Origin of the sequence: Bacteroides sp. Marseille-P8574, assembly GCF_902825465.1 — a bacterium.
Lineage (GTDB): Bacteria > Bacteroidota > Bacteroidia > Bacteroidales > Bacteroidaceae > Bacteroides > Bacteroides uniformis.
In genome coordinates this window covers 855,294-873,265 of record NZ_CADEBE010000001.1, presented here as the reverse complement: position 1 = coordinate 873,265, position 17,972 = coordinate 855,294, and the positions used below count along the sequence as shown (strand labels likewise).

The window sequence follows — 17,972 nt, the reverse complement described above, 5'->3', positions numbered from 1 at the left end:
GAGGCTATCCTCCTTTCGGCCTGTAATCATCCATGATCCGCTTCAGCTTTCCCAGCAGCCCCTCTATCAGCAGCCTTGTCCTGTAAAAGCCGGTCTGGTGCGAGAGCTTTGTCAGCTGGTTCAGGTTGTTCGCCATTCCCGCCAGGCTGCGCAACAGTGCGTTCTCCTCCGGTGTATGCCTTGCCGTAACGGTGGCCGCCAGTGCTGCCTCCCTGATATAGACCGCCAGACTCCGGCCGGACTTCCCTGCCCTGAACCTGAGAGCCTCGTAGCTGACGGGGGAGAACTTCACCGTCACGCCTCTGGTCAATTTACGCGTCCTGCCCAGTGCCGGACGGCCACATTTTTTCTTCATCCCATTCACATCGTTTGTCATATGTTTTTTCTTTTTCGTCCGTACTTCTTTCATTCCAAAATCTGCGACCGGCGGGAGCGGATTTGCCCTCCCAGCAACCGCCGGGCGCGGGGAGCAAGGGTTTTCGGGAATCCGGAAACATACCCTTGCTCCCCCCACAGAAAAATCCCCCCCCCCGCATTTTCCACATTGAAGCGGGTATACAGGGAACAGTGCATACATCGGGTATACTCCACGCCCGGTAACAGGCTGTCAGATTTTTCTCCACTGCTCGATGTCCCCACGGTAGGCGGCAAGATGCTCCCTGGCAAGGTTCTCCAGCAGTCCGGAAACGCTCATGCCACGCCCGCCGAGCCTGCGGACGACGGCGTCCAGTTCGTCCCTCACATCCTCACTGACGAACACCGTCTTGCGGTTCCTGATCTTCGGGACGGTGAGGTACGTTTCCCGGTACTCCTCCAGCGAGGCCCTGCGTTGCCTGCCGCTCGTTCTTCTTCTCACGGGGTCTTCCGGTTCCGGCGGGGTGTCCTTTCTTCTCGCCTCCCCGGATACCTCCTCCGCAACGAGCCCGGATGGAATCATCGATTCCGTCACGGAAGCATCCGTACCGGCGGATTCCCCCGGACCGGGTTCCATCATGAGTCTTTCCCACCACTCGTCGTGGCCGGCTCCGGGACTACGGCCGTTCTTTCTGTCTGCGGTTTCGGATACCGCCATTTTCTTCCCTTTCGTTTTTTCAGTCGGTTCACTTTTCATTGTACATGGATTTTAGATGGTTGATACTGTGGGCACGGTCTACCCGTTTGCCCGATTGTCGGAAGCAAATAAAACGATAATAACAAGTGCTGTGAAACGGACGGGTCCGATTGGCGGGGTTTGCCGTGTTATTCATATTGTTGGATCAGTCTGACGGTGATGACTTCACAAATATACGCACCGGAAATTTCCCACTCTTCGGGAACGGATCTGAACGTCTGTTTACTAAAAGCAAATGAATATTAAAATCCGATTTCCATGACATCTGATGACATATAATGACATCTGATGAAGGGGCGGAACCATATCCGGGAACAATCATTTACTTTGCAGATGAAACAAGTACGCATATGGTGTCAAAGGTAGTCATCCTGTCTTGAAATTCAGGACGTTCCGCCGGGATTCACTAAATTGCGGAACGGAATCCGGATCCGAAAAGAGAATGAAACAGATGTCAAACCTGAAATTACAGTGATTATGGAAATAGTGAACATTGAGGCAAGGACCTTCGAGGCGATGCTCTCGGCCTTCCGGACGTTTGCGGACCGGCTGGACACCCTCTGCCGGCTGTACGGCGACATGGAGGAGAAGAAATGGCTGGACAACCAGGAGGTGTGCCTGCTGCTGAAGGTCAGCCCGAGACCCCGGCAGACCCTCCGTGACACCGGCACGCTGGCATACACACAGAGCTGCCACAAGACATATTACAAGCCCGGTGACGTGGAAAGTATCATCCGGATAGTGGAGGAGCGCCGCAAGCGGGCTGAAAGTATGGGAAGGTCGATCTGAAAGGCCATGAAAAACGAATGTCGAACAAAAAAAAGATCAAGTCATGATGAATACCGATAACCGTCTGCTCACCCGTGAGAGCAGCGAGCATATAAGAGAGTTCTTCTCCACCGTCGAACGTCTCTCCGTTTCCATGGAGCGTCTCTTTGCCGGCAGGTCACCGGCGATGGCGGGCGAGAACTTCTATACGGACCGCGAACTGGCTGAAAAGCTGAAAGTGAGCCGCCGCAGCCTGCAACAGTACCGTGACAGCGGTCTGCTTGCCTTCACCCGGCTGGGCGGCAAGATACTGTACCGTTCTTCCGACATCGAGAAGCTGCTTGACGGCTGCTACCGGGAGGCGAGAACCAGGCCGGAGGAACTTTAGAAAAGTTCCGTACGGGATCGTGAATGAAGGGGCGGTCGGTTGTCATACCGGTCGCTCCTTCATTTTCTTTCCACCGGATGAACGACTTTAATTTGCTCGTAAAATACTTATACACAGAGTGTTTTTTTCTTTATGAATTATGATCCGGTGACAACATTGGCATAACATGGCGGGACATGGAAACATTTTTCCGATATGGCAATAAGATACGGGGATTCCATTATAAAAAAAGACTCTTATTTTATTATGTCATTATGTTATTCTGAAATTGGGGCGGGCCGTTCGTGTACCGGTGGGACGATCCGTTTCCGTAATGGCGGCACATTCCGTACTGGTATCATTATCCTCCGGCAATGCCGTTTCCCGGTCTTTTCGGAGTGACCTTATGCCGGCCGGTGACAACCGCATGTCCGTGTGTAAACATGGTGGCGCATAAAAACAGGCACATCCTCCGGGCTCCTGTCCCGTCGGATGCACCTGTCTCCGTCATGTCATATACAGCCGGACTCCTCCGGCCCATGCCTCTATCTGAGTATCGGATTCGAGAGCAGTATCTTGTAATAGGCCACTCCGCCAATCTCTACCGGCATCCTCGCCATCATGAACTGCACGCTCTTCCTCTCCACCTTCGCCTGCCGCATGAGTCTCTGCACGATAAACCCCGCCGAGAACCTTGCGCATCTTTTATCCTTCCAGACAATGAACCCCTCGCTGTCATCGGCCCGGCAGATGTACCAGTCATCCGTCTCGTCGTCGTGGGCGAAGTTCACCCGTCCGCCACCGAGGATTCCCAATTCGATTGACATCGTCTTTGACAGATAGACGGTCCCCCTGCTGTCAAGGTTGATGGTCCGCTTTCCCTTGTATGTGACTTCCTGCGGACGGGAGTTTTCCCTGTTGTATACTATCAGTGCCATAACTTTCTTACTTTTCCGTTAAACAATTTTTTCAATACATGAAGCTTTCCACCGCCAGCATCTGACTTCTCCATGCGAAACCGCTGTGGGTACGTACCGCGTCCACTATCCTGCATACTTTCTGCGATATGGCCGATGCCGAGATACCCATGCATTCCGCCAGTGCCTTGAACGAGAACTGCGCCTCATAGAACCTGAGCATGAACATCCGGTACTCCTCGTAGGAGAACTTCTGCCTTACGAAACGCAGTATGTCTCTTACCAGCCGCTCGCACCCGTTCAGGTCGTCCTCGGAAAGGAATTTTGCCTCTTCGCCACATCGGAGGAAGAAATCATCTTCAGGGTGTGCATACCGATTCTCCCTTTTAATCTTTACCAGGGCCGCCTTTTTGTAGCATCCGATGAAATACGCGTCATAGTCCGTTATGTCCTTTCCGGGAACCAGCACCTGCCTTCTTACAAAAAGGTAGGTGTCATGGAAATTGTCCTCGTCCAGCATTCCGTACCGGCGTAACGTCCCTCTCAACCTGTCATAGGATGCAGTGAACCACTCGTTGAACAGTCTTTCCTTTTCTGCGCTCTTGTCTGCCATAGCTTTATATTTTTTTGAGTTATACATGGCCTACACGGGTAGGCATTCTTATTTCTTGTGCTTCCTCCAGTTTGTTTTTCGGCGGTCTCCGGCAAGGCTTGCCGTGAAAAAATACGCTCACGCGAAGCGTGAGGAAGATTTTTTCACGTGCAACCAGCCCGAAGGGCCGCCTTGCGGGACCGGCCTGAAAAACAACTATTTTTGCCGCAAGAAATGAGGATGATGGATTCCTTCCTTCTATCTATTGTCTGTCCGGTGAGAATTTAGATTCCATGCAGCTTTTCTGTCTTTGGTATGTTTGGAGAAATATTCAAGGATATGAAATGAGAACGGCAATACGTGATGTTGCGGAAGGAGCAGATATGGGATTGGAAACAGGAAGCGTGCCCGGGCTTTCATGCAGTTTATACGGCGGTGTTGATTTTGGGGAGGATTACAGGGAAGTGACAGGAAAGTCGGCCGTTCCGGAGAAATTGTATGTGTACGTTGTTCCTTCCGAAATACGGAGTCTTTTAAAATCATGGAAGACCTCATTCGGGAGTGTGTCTCGATATTTGCCTGAGACAAAATTATAAGTCGCCTATTCATGGATAAGTATTTGGAATATATCAACGACATGCTACGATGCAATAAAGAGAATCGGAACGGCAGACTGAAACTCGCAATCTGCTGATAATGCGGACTATTCTAAAACAAGTGTGGAAAACTTGAAGACATCCGACGGAAAACCTTGGAAAAAGAAGAACCGGACAAAGTCTCCGCCTTCAAAATAATGCTCTATTATGCCACAGGTGCGGCATTACTTGTCATTCCGGATTGGCTTCCCATGAAATCCACCGCCCGCCATCAAGAAAACGGCCGGTGCCATATGGCAGGTAATCGTAGCGACAGCCTGTCTTTGGAACCCGTTGTCACCCTAAAGGATTTTACTGATATATTATTATGTCAGTCCTTTTTCAAATCAAAATACAGCAAACGGGTTTTCAAAGGTTCATCTTGCGGAATATCATAATATTGCTTTTCTATCACGTCTGTTTTATAGAGTGGAACGAAACCGTTTCTTTCATAATACCTGAGAATCTTTTCCTCATTGTATGCATCCACCACGATAAAACGGCATCCTGTCTTGTTGTCCTCATGACGGAACCAGTCTTTTATGAAAGCCATCAGTTGCCGTCCTACGTGGCTTGATGTACCCTGATATTCCAGGTTGACCCCCAGTCTTCCTATCAGCACGGCCGGATAGCTGCGTCCACGTTTAGGATTTACAATATTGCGTTGCAGCCTGTTTTTATCATTGGGGGATATTAATCTGGTCTTGATACTGTCATTGGACAAGGTAAACAAGGCCACAATACGATGCGGGATTTCAGTCGTCACCCAACAATATGTTTTCCCAAGGAGTTCATCCGCATACAGATCGGCATCATTGAGAAAAAAATCATCAAGGTCATTCTCGCCACAAGTGAAAGGAAGGCAATTCCTCCGTACTTCCTTGTTATAGGCAAGCATGACACAATCATCATATAAAGAAATACCGTCCATTGCTGTTAATTGAACCGGAATGAACGGGATTTCTCCAATACTTTTCGCAACCGTTTCTTTGCCTCCACTGATAACCGGGGTGTTACCTTTGCGGCGTTCTTGTCTGCACTGCGTACGAAATCTTCCGCCGTAACGCCCTCCAAAACCGGAATGTTCTTGATAGTTATAGCCATAATATTATTTTTTGCAAAAATACAACTTTGTTGTTATACAGCCAAATAATAGCCCGTCTTCCACTCTTTTTTCCGGAATGTTCCTCCATATCCGGAAAAGTCTGTGTCACGCCACCCGTTGCGGTAAGCCGTTTTTCTCAAGGAAAGGGCAGGCAATACCGGCGGACGTGGATATGGGCAAAACAACCCGCATATGCAATGCAGAGGGAGCAGGAGAGCCTTCACCACAGCCGGAGAGAAAAGTGGTTTCATGCCGGGGTACGGCATGAAAAGGGGCTCCCGGACAGTTCTTTTCCTTGTCGCACATGCACTACGTCGGTCGCAGTTTTCGCCTTCTGAATCCCTCTTACGTCCGTCCCTGCGCTTTCGGAGCGTTTTTCCGGCAGAAAATTTCGCCGTACGGAAATTTTCTGCCGGAAACCGAAGGGAAAACGCGGAGTCCCGCAGGGACGGACGAACTTTGATGAGGAAGGGGAAAATCATCCGTTTCATAAATACCATTTCCTCAGATGGCATCGCATATTTCCTTCTCCATCTTTTCCAGCTTATGGGACAGGATTTCCATGTCGCTGCTGATCTTCTGGTTGGTTATCCGGGCATATATCTGGGTGGTTTTCAAATCCGTATGCCCCAAAAGACGGCTTACGGTCTCGATGGGTACACCGTGCGAGAGCAGCACGGTGGTGGCGTTCGTATGCCGGGCCACATGATAGGTCAGCCGTATCTTGAAACCGCACTGCCTGCCAAGTTCCTTCAATATGGTGTTGCATCTGCCGTTGCTCGGTACCGGAAATACATGACCGTCCTTGGACAGTCCCTTATACTTCTCTATGATGCGCTTGGGCACGTCCAGCAGGCGGATGTTGGACTCGGTGTTTGTCTTGCGACGGCGGGTGATGATCCAGAGGTTGCCGTCGAAGAAGGTCTGGAGCCGGTCGGTCGTCAGTGCCTTCACGTCCGCGTATGCCAGTCCGGTGAACACAGAGAAGATGAAGAGGTCGCGTACCAGTTCGCAGGTCCCGCTTTTCACCGGGGTCTCCATCAACGTCTGTATCTCACGCTCCGTCAGGTAGCCTCGGTCAACGCTCTCGGGGGAATTGATGTACCCGGCGAAGGGGTTGAAGGGAAGCGCACCGCTGTTGCGGGCGATGGAGATGACGTGCTTGAGCCCGATCATGTAACCCCATACGGTATTGGGGCGGCATTTCTTCTCCGTACGCAGGAAATACTCGAAGTTGTTGATGAAGGTCAGGTTGAGTTCCTTCAGGGGGATGTCGTCACGGCGGTATATTTTCGGGACGTACTCGCAAAGGTGCCTGTTTATTGTACGGTAGCGGTTGTATGTTCCCTGCACGCGGCTGTGTCCCACTTTCTTGATGAACTCCTCGTTGTGCTGCTCGAAGAGCTTCAGCAGCGTCTCGCGTTTCACGCCCAGCCCGAGGCAGGCGTCCCTCAGCCTGGCGGCGGTGACATAGCCGTCGGACTGCATCAGTTCCTGGTAACGGCGGTTCACGTCCACGCGTATCCGGTCAACCGCCGCATTGATTTTCTGCGCCTCGGCGCTCTTGCCCGTGGCACGTGCCGTTTTCACGTCCCAAAGTTTCGGGGGCACGTCCAGCTTGCAGCTGAACTGCTTGATTTCGCCGTCTACCGTAAGACGGCACATCCGGGGGAGATAGCCGTTGGCTCTCTCGCTGCCCTTCTTCACGTAGAAGAGGATTTTGAAGGTCGATCTGCTCATACTCGTTTTCATACTTTTTTGATCGTTACAAAGTTAATATCAAGCGAGTTGTCCTCAGGTATGAAAAACTGTGCAAATTACTGAAATAGAATCTGTTGTGCCGTTTCTTGTTCCTGTTATATCAGTAACGATATGGGAACTGAAGTCTTTCGCAGCTTTTATCGGACCTCCTTTTTCAGCTTATGCAGTATTATGAGTTAAACACCTAACCACTTAATAGACTGCATTTTTGCTGTATTATCATCAACCTTGCTTTTTCTTTCTGCGTTTACTTTATTTCTTTATCATCTTTCCCTTCTTTCCCTCTCTTGGCATATTGGCTTGGGCTCATATCGAAATGTTTCTTGAATACTTCACGGAAATATTTCGCATCACTGAAACCGGTCAGCTCTGAAATCTCGGTGATGGTATGCTTTTGTTCTTTCAGAAGTTGGGCGGCATGTTTCAGTCGAATCAGCCGGATGTAGTCAGCCGGAGCTTGGTCGGTCAGTGCCTTTATCTTGTTGTAGAAGCTGGTTCTACTCATATTCAGCAGGTTGCAGAGCACGTCGACGTTGAAGCTTGGGTTGTCCATATTGTCTTCGACACTCTTTTTGACGGTTGCAATGAATTTCCAGTCCAAGTCGTTGGAGCAGTTGATGCAATCCGTATTGTTTTTCTCGTCGTTCAGGTCCAGGCTGGCATATTTGTGGCGCAACAGTGTCCGGTTAGTCAGTAAGTTGGCAATGTTTGCCCGCAATATACCGATATTGAAGGGTTTCACAATATATTCATCTGCTCCGCTTTGCAGTCCCTCGATGATATTCTTGTCGGTATTCAGTGCTGTGAGCAGGATGATGGGGATATGTGATGTCTCGATGTCGTTCTTCAGGATATGGCACAACTCGTCTCCTCTCATTTCCGGCATCATGATGTCTGAAATGACTAGGTTAGGCATATACTCCTTGACAATGATCAGTGCCTCTTTTCCATTGGAGCATACTTGTATGTTGTACTGTTCAGACAATGTTCTGCGCAGATATTCCCTTAATTCGTCATTGTCCTCTACAATAAGAATTTTCTGGTGGCTACTGTTGTTTTGCGACTGTTGCTGCGTCTTGTCGTAGATGCCGCTGGAAGCAGGGGACGGTGTGGCGGAGGCATTGATGGGCACTCCGGAAGCCGAATAAACAATCCGTTCGTTTTGGGGTTGAGGGCGTTGGATTGCCTTGCGGAAATGCTTGTTCCCTTTGGGGAACGTGATTTTGATGCAAGAGCCTTTTCCTTCCATACTGCTGAAGTTGAGCTTTCCTTTATGTAAGCGTACAAGTTTCCCAACCAAGAGTAGTCCGATGCCGCTGCCGGTAACTTTGGAATTGATAGCATTGCTGCCGCGGAAATGCATCTTGAACAGCTTTTTTTGTTCCGAGGCCGGAATTCCGATACCGGTATCTTTCACCTCAATACTCCAGGTATCTTCCGTCTCGGAAGTAAAGACATGTACATTGCCGCCGTCCGGTGTATATTTCAATGCGTTGGATATGATATTCTTCAAAATGGAATCCATCTTGTCCTTGTCCAACCATACGTTCAGATAACGGAAACTGCTTTCGTAGGTCAGGTTGATGTGTTTTATGTTTGCGTATGGACGGAATGCATCGATTGTCTCCTCCATATATGTGCTCAGTTCGTATTCGGATACGTATAGACTTCCGGAATAGGTGTCTGCTCGTTCGAAATTAATAAGATTGGTGGTCAGGCGCAACAAGGCATTTACGTTTCGCAGAGCTGTGTTGATGTTGCTCTGTCCGCTGGAAGTCAGTTGTTCGCGTTCGGTGATTTCTTCCAAGGGTGCTTTGATGAGCGTCAGTGGAGTACGTATATCATGTGCCGTGTTGACGAAAAAGCGTATTTTCTCGTCGGATTCTTTCCGCTGTTTTCTCAAGGCTATGATTCGCAGGGCGATGCTTGCAATGGATATGATAATCACTGCATAGAGTATTAATGCCCAAAAACTGAGCCAGATGGGTTGTTCGATAGTGATGTTCATACTACGTTCCTCCAGGACAATACGGCGGTCTTCGTTGGGGATGGCACGTACGCGGAGGGTATAGTTACCCGGACTCAGATTGGTAAAACGAATGACATTTTCCTGTCCCGGGCGGCTCCAGCCCTCATAGAATCCTTCCAGCTTCCAAGAGTACAGAATCAGGGAAGGGTAGTCATAGTTTATATCGGAAACTTGCAATGAGAAGATGTTCTGGTTGTACTTCAAACGCAAGGTTTCTGTCTCGTCTATATCCTGAATAAGTGGGGAACCTTCATCTTTGGGATAAACGGTCTGATAGAAAACCCGCAGGTCGCTGAATACCATTTTGAATTTATAGTCACGTGGCAGGACCATGTCCTTATCGAACTCTATGGCTCCGTCCGTACTGCCGAAAATGAAATTGCCGTTTCCTCTTAAGGTGCCTGAAGCTGCATTGAAATGATCTGACTTCAGTCCTTGTTCTTTGGTCCAGTTATGGAATGTCTCTTCGGCAGGATAGAAGGTGGACAGACCGTGTTCTGTACTCAGAAAGATATTTCCTTTTCCATCAGACAATAGTGTATAGATATTATTGGAAATCAAGGCACAGTTGTCTCTATGATAGTGTCTGAATGTATTTTTGGCCGTATCATATACCAGTAAACCGGCATTGTTGGTACCGATGTACAACATTCCGTCAGAGGTCTGGCATAGAGAGTAGATATAGTATGATTCTACTGGCATTCGGATATAGGTGTACTTGCCGGTTGCTTTTTCTAATAAGTATAGGCCGGTTGCAGTGCCTATCCACATATGTGTGGAGTCTTTTTCTATAATGGCGGTAATGCCGTTCAGACCGGGGAAATGCCGTATGCTTTTGCTGGAATAGTCTATTTCCTTCAAGTTATAATACCCTCCGGACCAGATGTTTCCTGAAGAGTCTTTCATGATAGAACGGATATACTTGTCCGGCCGGATATTGAGGTTGCTGAATAAGGATGGAGTGAAGAAATCTACGGACTGTTGCTTCTTGTTTATCTGATAGATGCCTGAACTGTAACCTCCGGCCCAGATGATACCAGGCTCAACCTCGCATAGTGAGATAAAGGTGTGGTTTTTACTGTGGCTTGCAGGATCGAAGGTACTGAGAAAAGAATGCCATTGGTTTGTTTTACTATTATAAAGGCTGATGCCGTTGTTGGTGGCAAACCATAAATCTCCGTCATGATCTTCGATGATGGCATTTACTTGGTCATTGATGAGTGACTGTTTATTACCGATAGAGTGTTTTATCCATTGGTAATCGGCATATCGGTTGTCGCGTACGGTGATACCGATGGGATAATTGGCTATCCAGATGCGTTGTTCGCTGTCAATGTAGATGTCGTTGATGGTATTCCCGTTCATAGAGTTGTGCCGGTTGTAGTCGGCAACAATGTATGGTACGGACTCATAAGTAGCAGCGTTCATTTTGTAGATGCCGGCTCCGTCTGTTGCAATGAGAATTTCATTGTCAGTGTAGGCACGGATGCAGTTGATGCTGACATCCATCAGGCCGGACGGTATATGCATGACTTTATGTTTGTTCAAGTCATAGACAAATATTCCTCGTTGAAAAGTACCGATAAAAACCTTACGGGACGGTTTGTGATAGTATAATTCGTTGATTTGTACCTTTAAGGTATCCAATTGGTCGCAGGGACTCAAGGTGAGTACATTGTTTTCCAATTCGGCATAATGTATGCCGATGTCGGTTCCGATAAAGAAATGAGTTGAGTCAATCTGTACGATGTCCGTGATTCGTTCTTTTATTTCATTTTGAATGAAGGTCACTTTTTGAGTATTACTGTCGTACAGATATAGGGCATCTTCATTGCAAAGCCATATTACGCTGTTGGCATCCACAAAACCATAGCTGATGGGAGTAGGACGTCCTTTTACTTCATTTTCGGGTAGCTTGTATACTAAGACAAAACGGTCGTGTCTTGTGTCGTAGCGGAACACACGTCCTTTTTTGCCTATTTCCCATATGGTTCCTTTAGGATCCACATAGAGCCAGTTCAGATTCATCATGGAATTTACTTCTTCATCTCCGTCCATCAGTTTGTAAGACTTGAAATCTTTTCCGCTATATCGGTCGATGCCGTCGTGGGTGAGAAACCACATGTAACCTTTGGGGCCCTTTTGAATGGCATATACCCGTCTGTTGCTCAAACCGTCTTCCACATCGATGTACTTGTATGTTTGCGCAATGCCTATAATTGGCAATAATAGTAGTATGTAGAAAAAGAAGTACTTTTTCATAATTGTCGAACGGTTTTTGAATGTTGTACTGAGGGAGAGTTGAAAATAAACACAAAAGTAGTGCTTTTGTTCGAGAAAAGCAAAAGGAAGGCAAAGAATGGAAAAAATGAACAAGCGCGGATTTATTTGTCAACCCGCGCTTGTCACATTTCTATTAAGAAGGAAGTTCTGTTTATTTTTTATTGGCTTCCACCCACTTGCGTGCATTGACAAACGCTTCTATCCAAGGAGTGATTTGGTCGCTGTTTACGCGGTCTGCGGGGTAGCAACCATTTTGCCAGGGGAAGATAGCACGTTCCAAGTGGGGCATCATGGCCAGATGACGTCCGTCGGCACTTGCCAATCCGGCTATGGAATAATTCGAACCGTTGGGGTTGGCAGGGTATTCGTCGTATGAGTATTTCAGCACAACGTTGTATTTGTCCTCATCGTACGGCAAAGAGAATTTGCCTTCGCCGTGGGCCACCCAGATACCCAGTTTACTGCCGCTCAAAGACCCGAGCATTACACTGCGGTTAGTGGGAACGGTAACACCGAGGTATCTGGATTCGAATTTGTGGGAATCGTTGTGCAACATCTTGCCTTTCTTTTCAAGCTCGGGATTGATAAGGTTGAGTTCCATCATAAGCTGGCAACCGTTGCAGACGCCTAGCGAAAGCGTATCCTTGCGTGCATAGTACTTATCGAGCGCTTCTTTGGCTTTCGGATTGAAAAGGAAGGCACCGGCCCAACCCTTAGCAGAACCAAGCACGTCGGAATTGGAGAAACCACCGCAGTAAACAATCATGTTTACATCTTCCAGCGTCTCGCGGCCGCTGATAAGGTCGGTCATTGTAACATCTTTCACATCGAAGCCTGCCAAATAGAGCGAGTAGGCCATTTCGCGTTCGCCGTTAGTCCCTTTTTCACGGATGATTGCAGCGCGTATACCGGAAGGTGTGCGGCGGTCCGGGGTAATGCCGTATTGTGAGAACTTGCCTTTGAAGTCCGGCATGAAGGCGAATTCCACCGGTTGCATCTTGTAGTTCTCGAAACGCTTCTTGGCACAGCCGTTCATGGACTGTTTACGATCAAGGAGATAAGAAGTGGAGTACCATACATCACGCATATAGTCGATGCCGAACTGATAAGTAGCATCGCCTTTTGATACAAGAATATGGCGTTCGTCTGTCGGTTTACCGAGTTTCACATAACCTACGCCTGCATCTTCCAGGATTTGCTTTACTGTTTCCTTATGCTTGTCACTCACCTGAATAACGATACCCGGATTCTCTGCAAACAGAATCTTGATAAGGTCTTGCTCCTTGATTTTATCCAGGTTGATTTCCATACCGCCCTCCACATTGGCAAAGCACATTTCAAGCAGTGTAGTGATAAGGCCACCGGCAGAAATATCATGTCCGGCAAGAATCAGTCCCTTGTTGACCAGCTCCTGCACGGCAAGGAAAGCATCGCGGAAGTATTCGGCATCCTGCACGCTGGGAACTTCGTCACCCACTTTGCCCAGGGTTTGGGCGAAGGCGGAACCACCGAGTTTCAGGTTGTCGAAACTGAAGTCTATATGATAAATGGTAGTTTTTTCATTGTTGACCAGCACTGGAGAAACGACCTTCTTGACATCGGAAACTTCTCCACCGGCAGAAACAATTACCGTGCCCGGAGAAATGACTTTGCTGCCGTCGGGGTATTTCTGTGTCATGGAAAGAGAGTCTTTACCAGTCGGTACATTGATTTGCAGGGAACAGCAGAAGTCGCTCAATGCCTTTACTGCCGTGTACAGACGGGCATCTTCACCTTCTTGCGAACGACAAGGCCACATCCAGTTGGCAGAAAGGGAAACGCTGTCCAGACCTTCGGCAAGCGGTGCCCAAACCAAGTTGGTCAAGGCTTCGCTGACGGAAAGAACGGAGCCGGCTGCCGGGTCGGCAAGTGCCGCCTGGGGAGCATGGCCCAGAGAGGTTGCGATACCCTTTTCGCCGCGATAGTCCAAAGCTACCACACCACAATCGCTCAGAGGCAACTGCAATTCACCCTGGCACTGCTGGCGAGCAATCTTGCCTGTTACAGAACGGTCTACCTTGTTTGTCAACCAGTCTTTACAAGCCACAGCTTCCAGTTGGAGCACATTGGTGAGGTATTCATGTAGTTGGGAAAGTTCGTATTGGGGCATTTTGTAATGACGTTCCACGGTCTTGTCCACCATATAGGTCTTGGGGGAAGAGCCGAACATCTGTTCTACGGCGAGGTCGAACGGACGTACACCGTCAGCTTGCTGGAAGGCAAAGCGATGGTCACCGGTGGTTTCACCTACTACGTACATCGGAGCGCGTTCGCGTTCGGCTACCTTGCGTACATGTTCGATGGCCTCTTCCTGAATCAGCAAGCCCATGCGTTCCTGGCTTTCGTTGGCTATGATTTCCTTGGCAGACAGCGTGGTGTCACCGATGGGTAACTTGCTCATGTCAATCAGGCCGCCGCATTCCTCTACCAATTCAGACAGACAGTTAACATGTCCGGCAGAGCCGTGGTCGTGGATGGAGACAACCGGATTGGTCTCTTCCTCACAAAGTGCGCGTACCACGTTGTAGGCACGTTTTTGCATTTCGGCGTTGGCGCGTTGCACGGCATTCAGCTCGATGCCACTGCTGTAGCGTCCGGTATCTACGGAAGATACGGAGCCGCCGCCCAGACCGATGCGGTAATTGTCTCCACCGATAACAACCACTTTGTTTCCGGCTTCCGGTGTACCTTTCAAACAGTCGCGTTGGGTACCGTAGCCTACGCCTCCAGCAAGCATAATCACTTTGTCGTAACCATAGACTTCATCATTTTCCTTATGTTCGAAAGTGAGCACGGAACCGCAGATTAGCGGTTGACCGAATTTGTTTCCGAAATCACTGGCACCATTGGAGGCCTTGATCAGTATTTGTTCGGGAGTCTGATACAGCCATTTGCGTACCGGCAGAATCTCTTCCCAAGGACGTCCTTCTTCCGTACGGGGGTAGGAGGTCATATAGACGGCTGTTCCGGCAATCGGCCAAGAGCCCTTACCGCCGCCCATACGGTCGCGGATTTCACCGCCCGTACCGGTAGATGCACCGTTGAACGGTTCTACGGTAGTGGGAAAGTTATGTGTTTCCGCTTTCAGGGAGATGACACTCTTGATGTCTTTTACTTGGAAATAGTCGGGCTTGGAGTGGTCTGCCGGAGCAAACTGTTCGATAACCGGACCTTCGGCAAAGGCCACATTGTCTTTGTAGGCAGAGATAATCTTATTGGGATTCTCTTGTGTGGTCTTCTTTATCATTTGGAAGAGTGAAGATTCCTGTTCTACTCCATCGATGATGAATGTCCCGCCGAAGATTTTGTGACGGCAGTGCTCGGAGTTGATTTGCGCAAAACCGAATACTTCGGAGTCCGTCAGAGGGCGCCCAAGATCTTTTTCTACCTTCTTGAGGTAGTCCATTTCCTCTTTGGAAAGTGCCAGCCCTTCCTTCTCATTGTATTCCTCCAGGTCTTCGATGTGTACAATCGGTTCCGGTTGCCGGTTGGTTGTAAATACATTCTGGTCCAGCCCCTTGTACATACGTTGCAGCATCGGGTCATGGTCTGCATTCTCATCTTTTACGGGGAAATACTCCTCGATGCGGATAATGCCGTCCAGTCCCATGTTCTGGGTGATTTCTACGGCGTTTGTACTCCACGGAGTAATCATCTCGCGGCGCGGGCCGACGAAATGTCCTTTCAGGTTGTCTTCACTTTCGGGGGTGGCTTCTCCAAAAAGCCAGCAGAGTTTGTCGCTGTCTGCCTGGGGGAGTTCATGATTACATTCTACGGCAATCACACTCTTGGATGGTGTTCTGAAAAAAAGAATCATAGTTATATTTACGATTTTACGATTTACGATTTTACGATTGAAGTTACTTCTTTGAATATCTTCATCTTTTCTTCTTGGGGACAAAGATACGCAAAATCGGTGGGGAGGAGAAAAAAAGGAAAACAAAAAACGCATGCAATTTTACTTGTATGCGTTTTTTATTCTGTTTTATAAAGCCGGATGTATATTATTGTATGACGATTTCATCCGTAAATAAGAATTGTTTCTTCCCTTGTATGGCGTGGAAGCGTACATACCGTGCTTTAGTAGGGGTGCCGGTCCATCCGAAATTTCTGAAAATCACGTCTTTTCCGGCATCCTCCTCGCTGCAAGTATCACTGCCCAGCAGGGAGAATTCTTTGCCGTCCACTGATGCCCACACTTCTACTTTGGCTGGAAGAAAAACCTGCGGGGTACGGATTTGCATGAAGTTGGCCATGACCCGCTGTATAGCGGTCACTTCGCCCAAGTCGATGGTGGCATCCAAATCATTGGGGCAGAATCCCTGCCAACGCCCGTCCATGTAGCTTTTACCGCCGCGAAGTCCGTCGAGGAGACCGGTGTCACCGCCGCCTTTGTATACTTCTTTATGCTGATAGTATCCGCCGCCCGGTGCATAGGTTATCTTTTTGCCTATGCCTTTGTGATAGTCGGTGCGCAGGTGAAGGCTTTTTCCGATAGGCTTTTCTCCATCGAAAAGACGTGCGGTCAGCAATATGGAGTCTTTTACGGCAAACGGTTTCTTGTATAACTTGGAAGACGCAGTCGGTTCGGAACCGTCCGTTGTGTAGCGGATGTCAATCGGATGTTTTTCGGAGGTGAGGGACAGCATGATTCTTTTCTTGGCATAGTCAACGGTCTGGCTGGTCTGCACTAGTTCCGACAAGGTGAACGGGTTGTAGCCTATTGCTTTGATATGGCGTATTTCGTTGTTGATACGTCTCTTGAAACTTTCCGGATGCTTGTTCTTCATGGGAGTCCATCCTACTTCTGCCAGAGCGATGATGCGCGGGTATATCATATATTCGGCATGTTCGTAAGTGGGCAGATATTCGGCCCATACATTGCCTTGCACGCCTAATATGTATTTGCAGATATCACTTTCCAATGAGTCGGGAGCCGGGTCGTAGGAGTAGGTCTGTCCGATGGGGACGCAGGCGCCGAACGCCAGCGGCTGTGTCTCGGGGTCATCCTGGTAGTGGTCCAGATAACAGTGGCTCTCCGGTGTCATGATGGCGTAATGCCCCATGCGGGCGGCGGCAATGCCACCTTCCGTACCCCGCCACGACATGACGGTTGCGTTGGGGGCCAGGCCTCCGTCCAGTATCTCATCCCAGCCGATGATTTCACGCCCTTTGTCGTTGAGGTACTTCTCTATGCGGGCTATCATATAGCTTTGCAACTCACTTTCATCTTTGAGCCCTTCTTCCTTCATGCGCTTCTGGCATTTGGGGCATGCCTTCCAGTGGCGTCTGCTGGCTTCATCACCTCCAATATGGATATACCGGGAAGGGAACAGCCGTATCACTTCATCCAGCACATCTTCGAAGAACTTGAAGGTCTCTTCGTTTCCGATACAGACTTCACCGGATGTATAAGGCTTGCCGGTACAGGACAGCTGTGGATAGGCTGCCAGTACTTCTCCCGAGTGTCCCGGCATTTCTATTTCGGGGATAACGGTGACATGCCTCAAGCGGGCATATTCCAGAACCTCACGTACATCCGCTTCCGTATAGTAGCCTCCATAGGCTCCTTCTTCATCCTTCTCGCAGAAGTGATGGTCATATTTCCCCCAATCCTGCAGATTGGCGGCTTTTCTCCAGGCTGCGAATTCTGTCAGGCGGGGATAGCCCGGAATCTCCAGCCGCCATCCGGCACCGTCGGTCAGATGCCAATGCAGGCGGTTAATTTTGTAGGTGGCTACCAGGTCTATTTGTTTCTTGACATAGTTCGTGTTAAAGAAGTGCCTTGAAACATCCAGGTGCAGCCCACGGTAGGGGAATCTGGGTTCGTCCTTGATGGTCGTGACTGGCAGTTCCTTCCCGTTACGGGCAAGTTGTGCCAAGGTTTGCAGTCCATAGAAGGCACCTGCTGCGGAGGAGGCCTGAATATTTACACCTTGTTTGCTGACTGTCAGGTTGTAGCCTTCGGCGGCGATTGGATTGTCCGTCTCGTCCGTTATTTTTATCGTTACAAAAGGATTCTTGTCGACAAGCTTCATGGGGATGGCAAAGTCCGGCAGATAGGCCAGCAAGTCATTCATGTCGGATTTCGCCAGATTGGTCGAGAAGGTTACCGTAGATGGCAGTTCGACTGTTTTTGACGTAGTTTGGGCATACTGCGGATATGGAATCACACCGAGTTCCTTGGGAGCTTCGCATGCCGTCAGTAGTAAGACGGTCATGGAAACGAGTGCTAGAGTTTTTTTTATTCGTTTCATTAGGGGGTATTGTTAAGTTCGGAGGTAAATATACGGAATAATATGTAAAATGGATAATCTTTACTTCTTAAAATCCTTTTCCGTCGAAAAAACGTTAACACTATTCGT

General features: G+C 48.9%; 14 protein-coding genes. 2 read left to right on the top strand and 12 right to left on the bottom strand.

Going from position 1 to position 17,972, the window contains the following annotated elements; all coding sequences use genetic code 11:
- Positions 1-4: 4 nt before the first annotated feature.
- Positions 5-376, bottom strand: coding sequence for a plasmid mobilization relaxosome protein MobC (gene mobC / locus HUX74_RS03770; RefSeq protein ID WP_005650044.1), 372 nt, complete (start codon positions 374-376; stop codon positions 5-7).
- Between the two features lie 231 nt (positions 377-607).
- Positions 608-1,111, bottom strand: coding sequence for a DUF3408 domain-containing protein (locus tag HUX74_RS03765; RefSeq protein ID WP_004320813.1), 504 nt, complete (start codon positions 1,109-1,111; stop codon positions 608-610).
- Positions 1,112-1,588: 477 nt separating this feature from the next.
- On the opposite strand from HUX74_RS03765, the gene HUX74_RS03760 reads away from it, so the two are divergent.
- Together HUX74_RS03760 and HUX74_RS03755 are read left to right on the top strand one after the other, a co-directional pair.
- Positions 1,589-1,900, top strand: a complete 312-nt coding sequence (locus HUX74_RS03760) for a DNA-binding protein (RefSeq protein ID WP_174646237.1) — start codon at positions 1,589-1,591, stop codon at positions 1,898-1,900.
- A gap of 43 nt (positions 1,901-1,943) precedes the next feature.
- Entirely contained in the window at positions 1,944-2,267 is a 324-nt protein-coding gene (locus tag HUX74_RS03755) for a helix-turn-helix domain-containing protein (protein WP_004295308.1), read from the top strand.
- Positions 2,268-2,607: 340 nt separating this feature from the next.
- Here the strand turns inward: HUX74_RS03755 and HUX74_RS03750 are convergent, their stop codons facing one another.
- The 10 genes from HUX74_RS03750 to HUX74_RS03705 form a co-directional block, all read right to left on the bottom strand.
- A complete protein-coding gene (locus tag HUX74_RS03750; RefSeq protein WP_174646236.1) occupies positions 2,608-2,787 on the bottom strand; it encodes a hypothetical protein in 180 nt (59 codons plus the stop codon).
- Between the two features lie 4 nt (positions 2,788-2,791).
- A complete protein-coding gene (locus tag HUX74_RS03745; RefSeq protein ID WP_004295310.1) occupies positions 2,792-3,184 on the bottom strand; it encodes a hypothetical protein in 393 nt (130 codons plus the stop codon).
- A 31-nt stretch (positions 3,185-3,215) separates the two neighbouring features.
- Entirely contained in the window at positions 3,216-3,776 is a 561-nt protein-coding gene (locus tag HUX74_RS03740) for a sigma-70 family RNA polymerase sigma factor (RefSeq protein ID WP_004295311.1), read from the bottom strand.
- A gap of 945 nt (positions 3,777-4,721) precedes the next feature.
- Complete coding sequence (locus HUX74_RS03735; protein ID WP_004295313.1) at positions 4,722-5,321, bottom strand: GNAT family N-acetyltransferase; 600 nt, start codon at positions 5,319-5,321, stop codon at positions 4,722-4,724.
- A gap of 5 nt (positions 5,322-5,326) precedes the next feature.
- Positions 5,327-5,494, bottom strand: coding sequence for a hypothetical protein (locus HUX74_RS03730; RefSeq protein ID WP_004295314.1), 168 nt, complete (start codon positions 5,492-5,494; stop codon positions 5,327-5,329).
- 33 nt (positions 5,495-5,527) lie between these two features.
- Positions 5,528-5,995: a hypothetical protein gene (locus HUX74_RS03725; protein WP_004295315.1), complete on the bottom strand. Its 468-nt coding sequence runs from the start codon at positions 5,993-5,995 to the stop codon at positions 5,528-5,530.
- A gap of 4 nt (positions 5,996-5,999) precedes the next feature.
- A complete protein-coding gene (locus tag HUX74_RS03720) occupies positions 6,000-7,247 on the bottom strand; it encodes a site-specific integrase (protein ID WP_174646235.1) in 1,248 nt (415 codons plus the stop codon).
- Between the two features lie 256 nt (positions 7,248-7,503).
- Positions 7,504-11,547, bottom strand: coding sequence for a two-component regulator propeller domain-containing protein (locus HUX74_RS03715; RefSeq protein WP_174646234.1), 4,044 nt, complete (start codon positions 11,545-11,547; stop codon positions 7,504-7,506).
- Between the two features lie 172 nt (positions 11,548-11,719).
- On the bottom strand, positions 11,720-15,424 hold the full coding sequence (gene purL / locus HUX74_RS03710; protein ID WP_174646233.1) for a phosphoribosylformylglycinamidine synthase: 3,705 nt from the start codon (positions 15,422-15,424) through the stop codon (positions 11,720-11,722).
- Between the two features lie 187 nt (positions 15,425-15,611).
- A complete protein-coding gene (locus HUX74_RS03705; protein WP_174646232.1) occupies positions 15,612-17,864 on the bottom strand; it encodes a family 20 glycosylhydrolase in 2,253 nt (750 codons plus the stop codon).
- Positions 17,865-17,972: the final 108 nt, after the last annotated feature.

What these genes read in the sequence shown, in the direction of transcription:
- mobC (WP_005650044.1), bottom strand. Translation starts at nt 376, where the DNA reads ATGACAAACGATGTGAATGGGATGAAGAAAAAATGTGGCCGTCCGGCA.
- HUX74_RS03765 (WP_004320813.1), bottom strand. Translation starts at nt 1,111, where the DNA reads ATGAAAAGTGAACCGACTGAAAAAACGAAAGGGAAGAAAATGGCGGTA.
- HUX74_RS03760 (WP_174646237.1), top strand. Translation starts at nt 1,589, where the DNA reads ATGGAAATAGTGAACATTGAGGCAAGGACCTTCGAGGCGATGCTCTCG.
- HUX74_RS03755 (WP_004295308.1), top strand. Translation starts at nt 1,944, where the DNA reads ATGATGAATACCGATAACCGTCTGCTCACCCGTGAGAGCAGCGAGCAT.
- HUX74_RS03750 (WP_174646236.1), bottom strand. Translation starts at nt 2,787, where the DNA reads ATGGGCCGGAGGAGTCCGGCTGTATATGACATGACGGAGACAGGTGCA.
- HUX74_RS03745 (WP_004295310.1), bottom strand. Translation starts at nt 3,184, where the DNA reads ATGGCACTGATAGTATACAACAGGGAAAACTCCCGTCCGCAGGAAGTC.
- HUX74_RS03740 (WP_004295311.1), bottom strand. Translation starts at nt 3,776, where the DNA reads ATGGCAGACAAGAGCGCAGAAAAGGAAAGACTGTTCAACGAGTGGTTC.
- HUX74_RS03735 (WP_004295313.1), bottom strand. Translation starts at nt 5,321, where the DNA reads ATGGACGGTATTTCTTTATATGATGATTGTGTCATGCTTGCCTATAAC.
- HUX74_RS03730 (WP_004295314.1), bottom strand. Translation starts at nt 5,494, where the DNA reads ATGGCTATAACTATCAAGAACATTCCGGTTTTGGAGGGCGTTACGGCG.
- HUX74_RS03725 (WP_004295315.1), bottom strand. Translation starts at nt 5,995, where the DNA reads ATGGTATTTATGAAACGGATGATTTTCCCCTTCCTCATCAAAGTTCGT.
- HUX74_RS03720 (WP_174646235.1), bottom strand. Translation starts at nt 7,247, where the DNA reads ATGAAAACGAGTATGAGCAGATCGACCTTCAAAATCCTCTTCTACGTG.
- HUX74_RS03715 (WP_174646234.1), bottom strand. Translation starts at nt 11,547, where the DNA reads ATGAAAAAGTACTTCTTTTTCTACATACTACTATTATTGCCAATTATA.
- purL (WP_174646233.1), bottom strand. Translation starts at nt 15,424, where the DNA reads ATGATTCTTTTTTTCAGAACACCATCCAAGAGTGTGATTGCCGTAGAA.
- HUX74_RS03705 (WP_174646232.1), bottom strand. Translation starts at nt 17,864, where the DNA reads ATGAAACGAATAAAAAAAACTCTAGCACTCGTTTCCATGACCGTCTTA.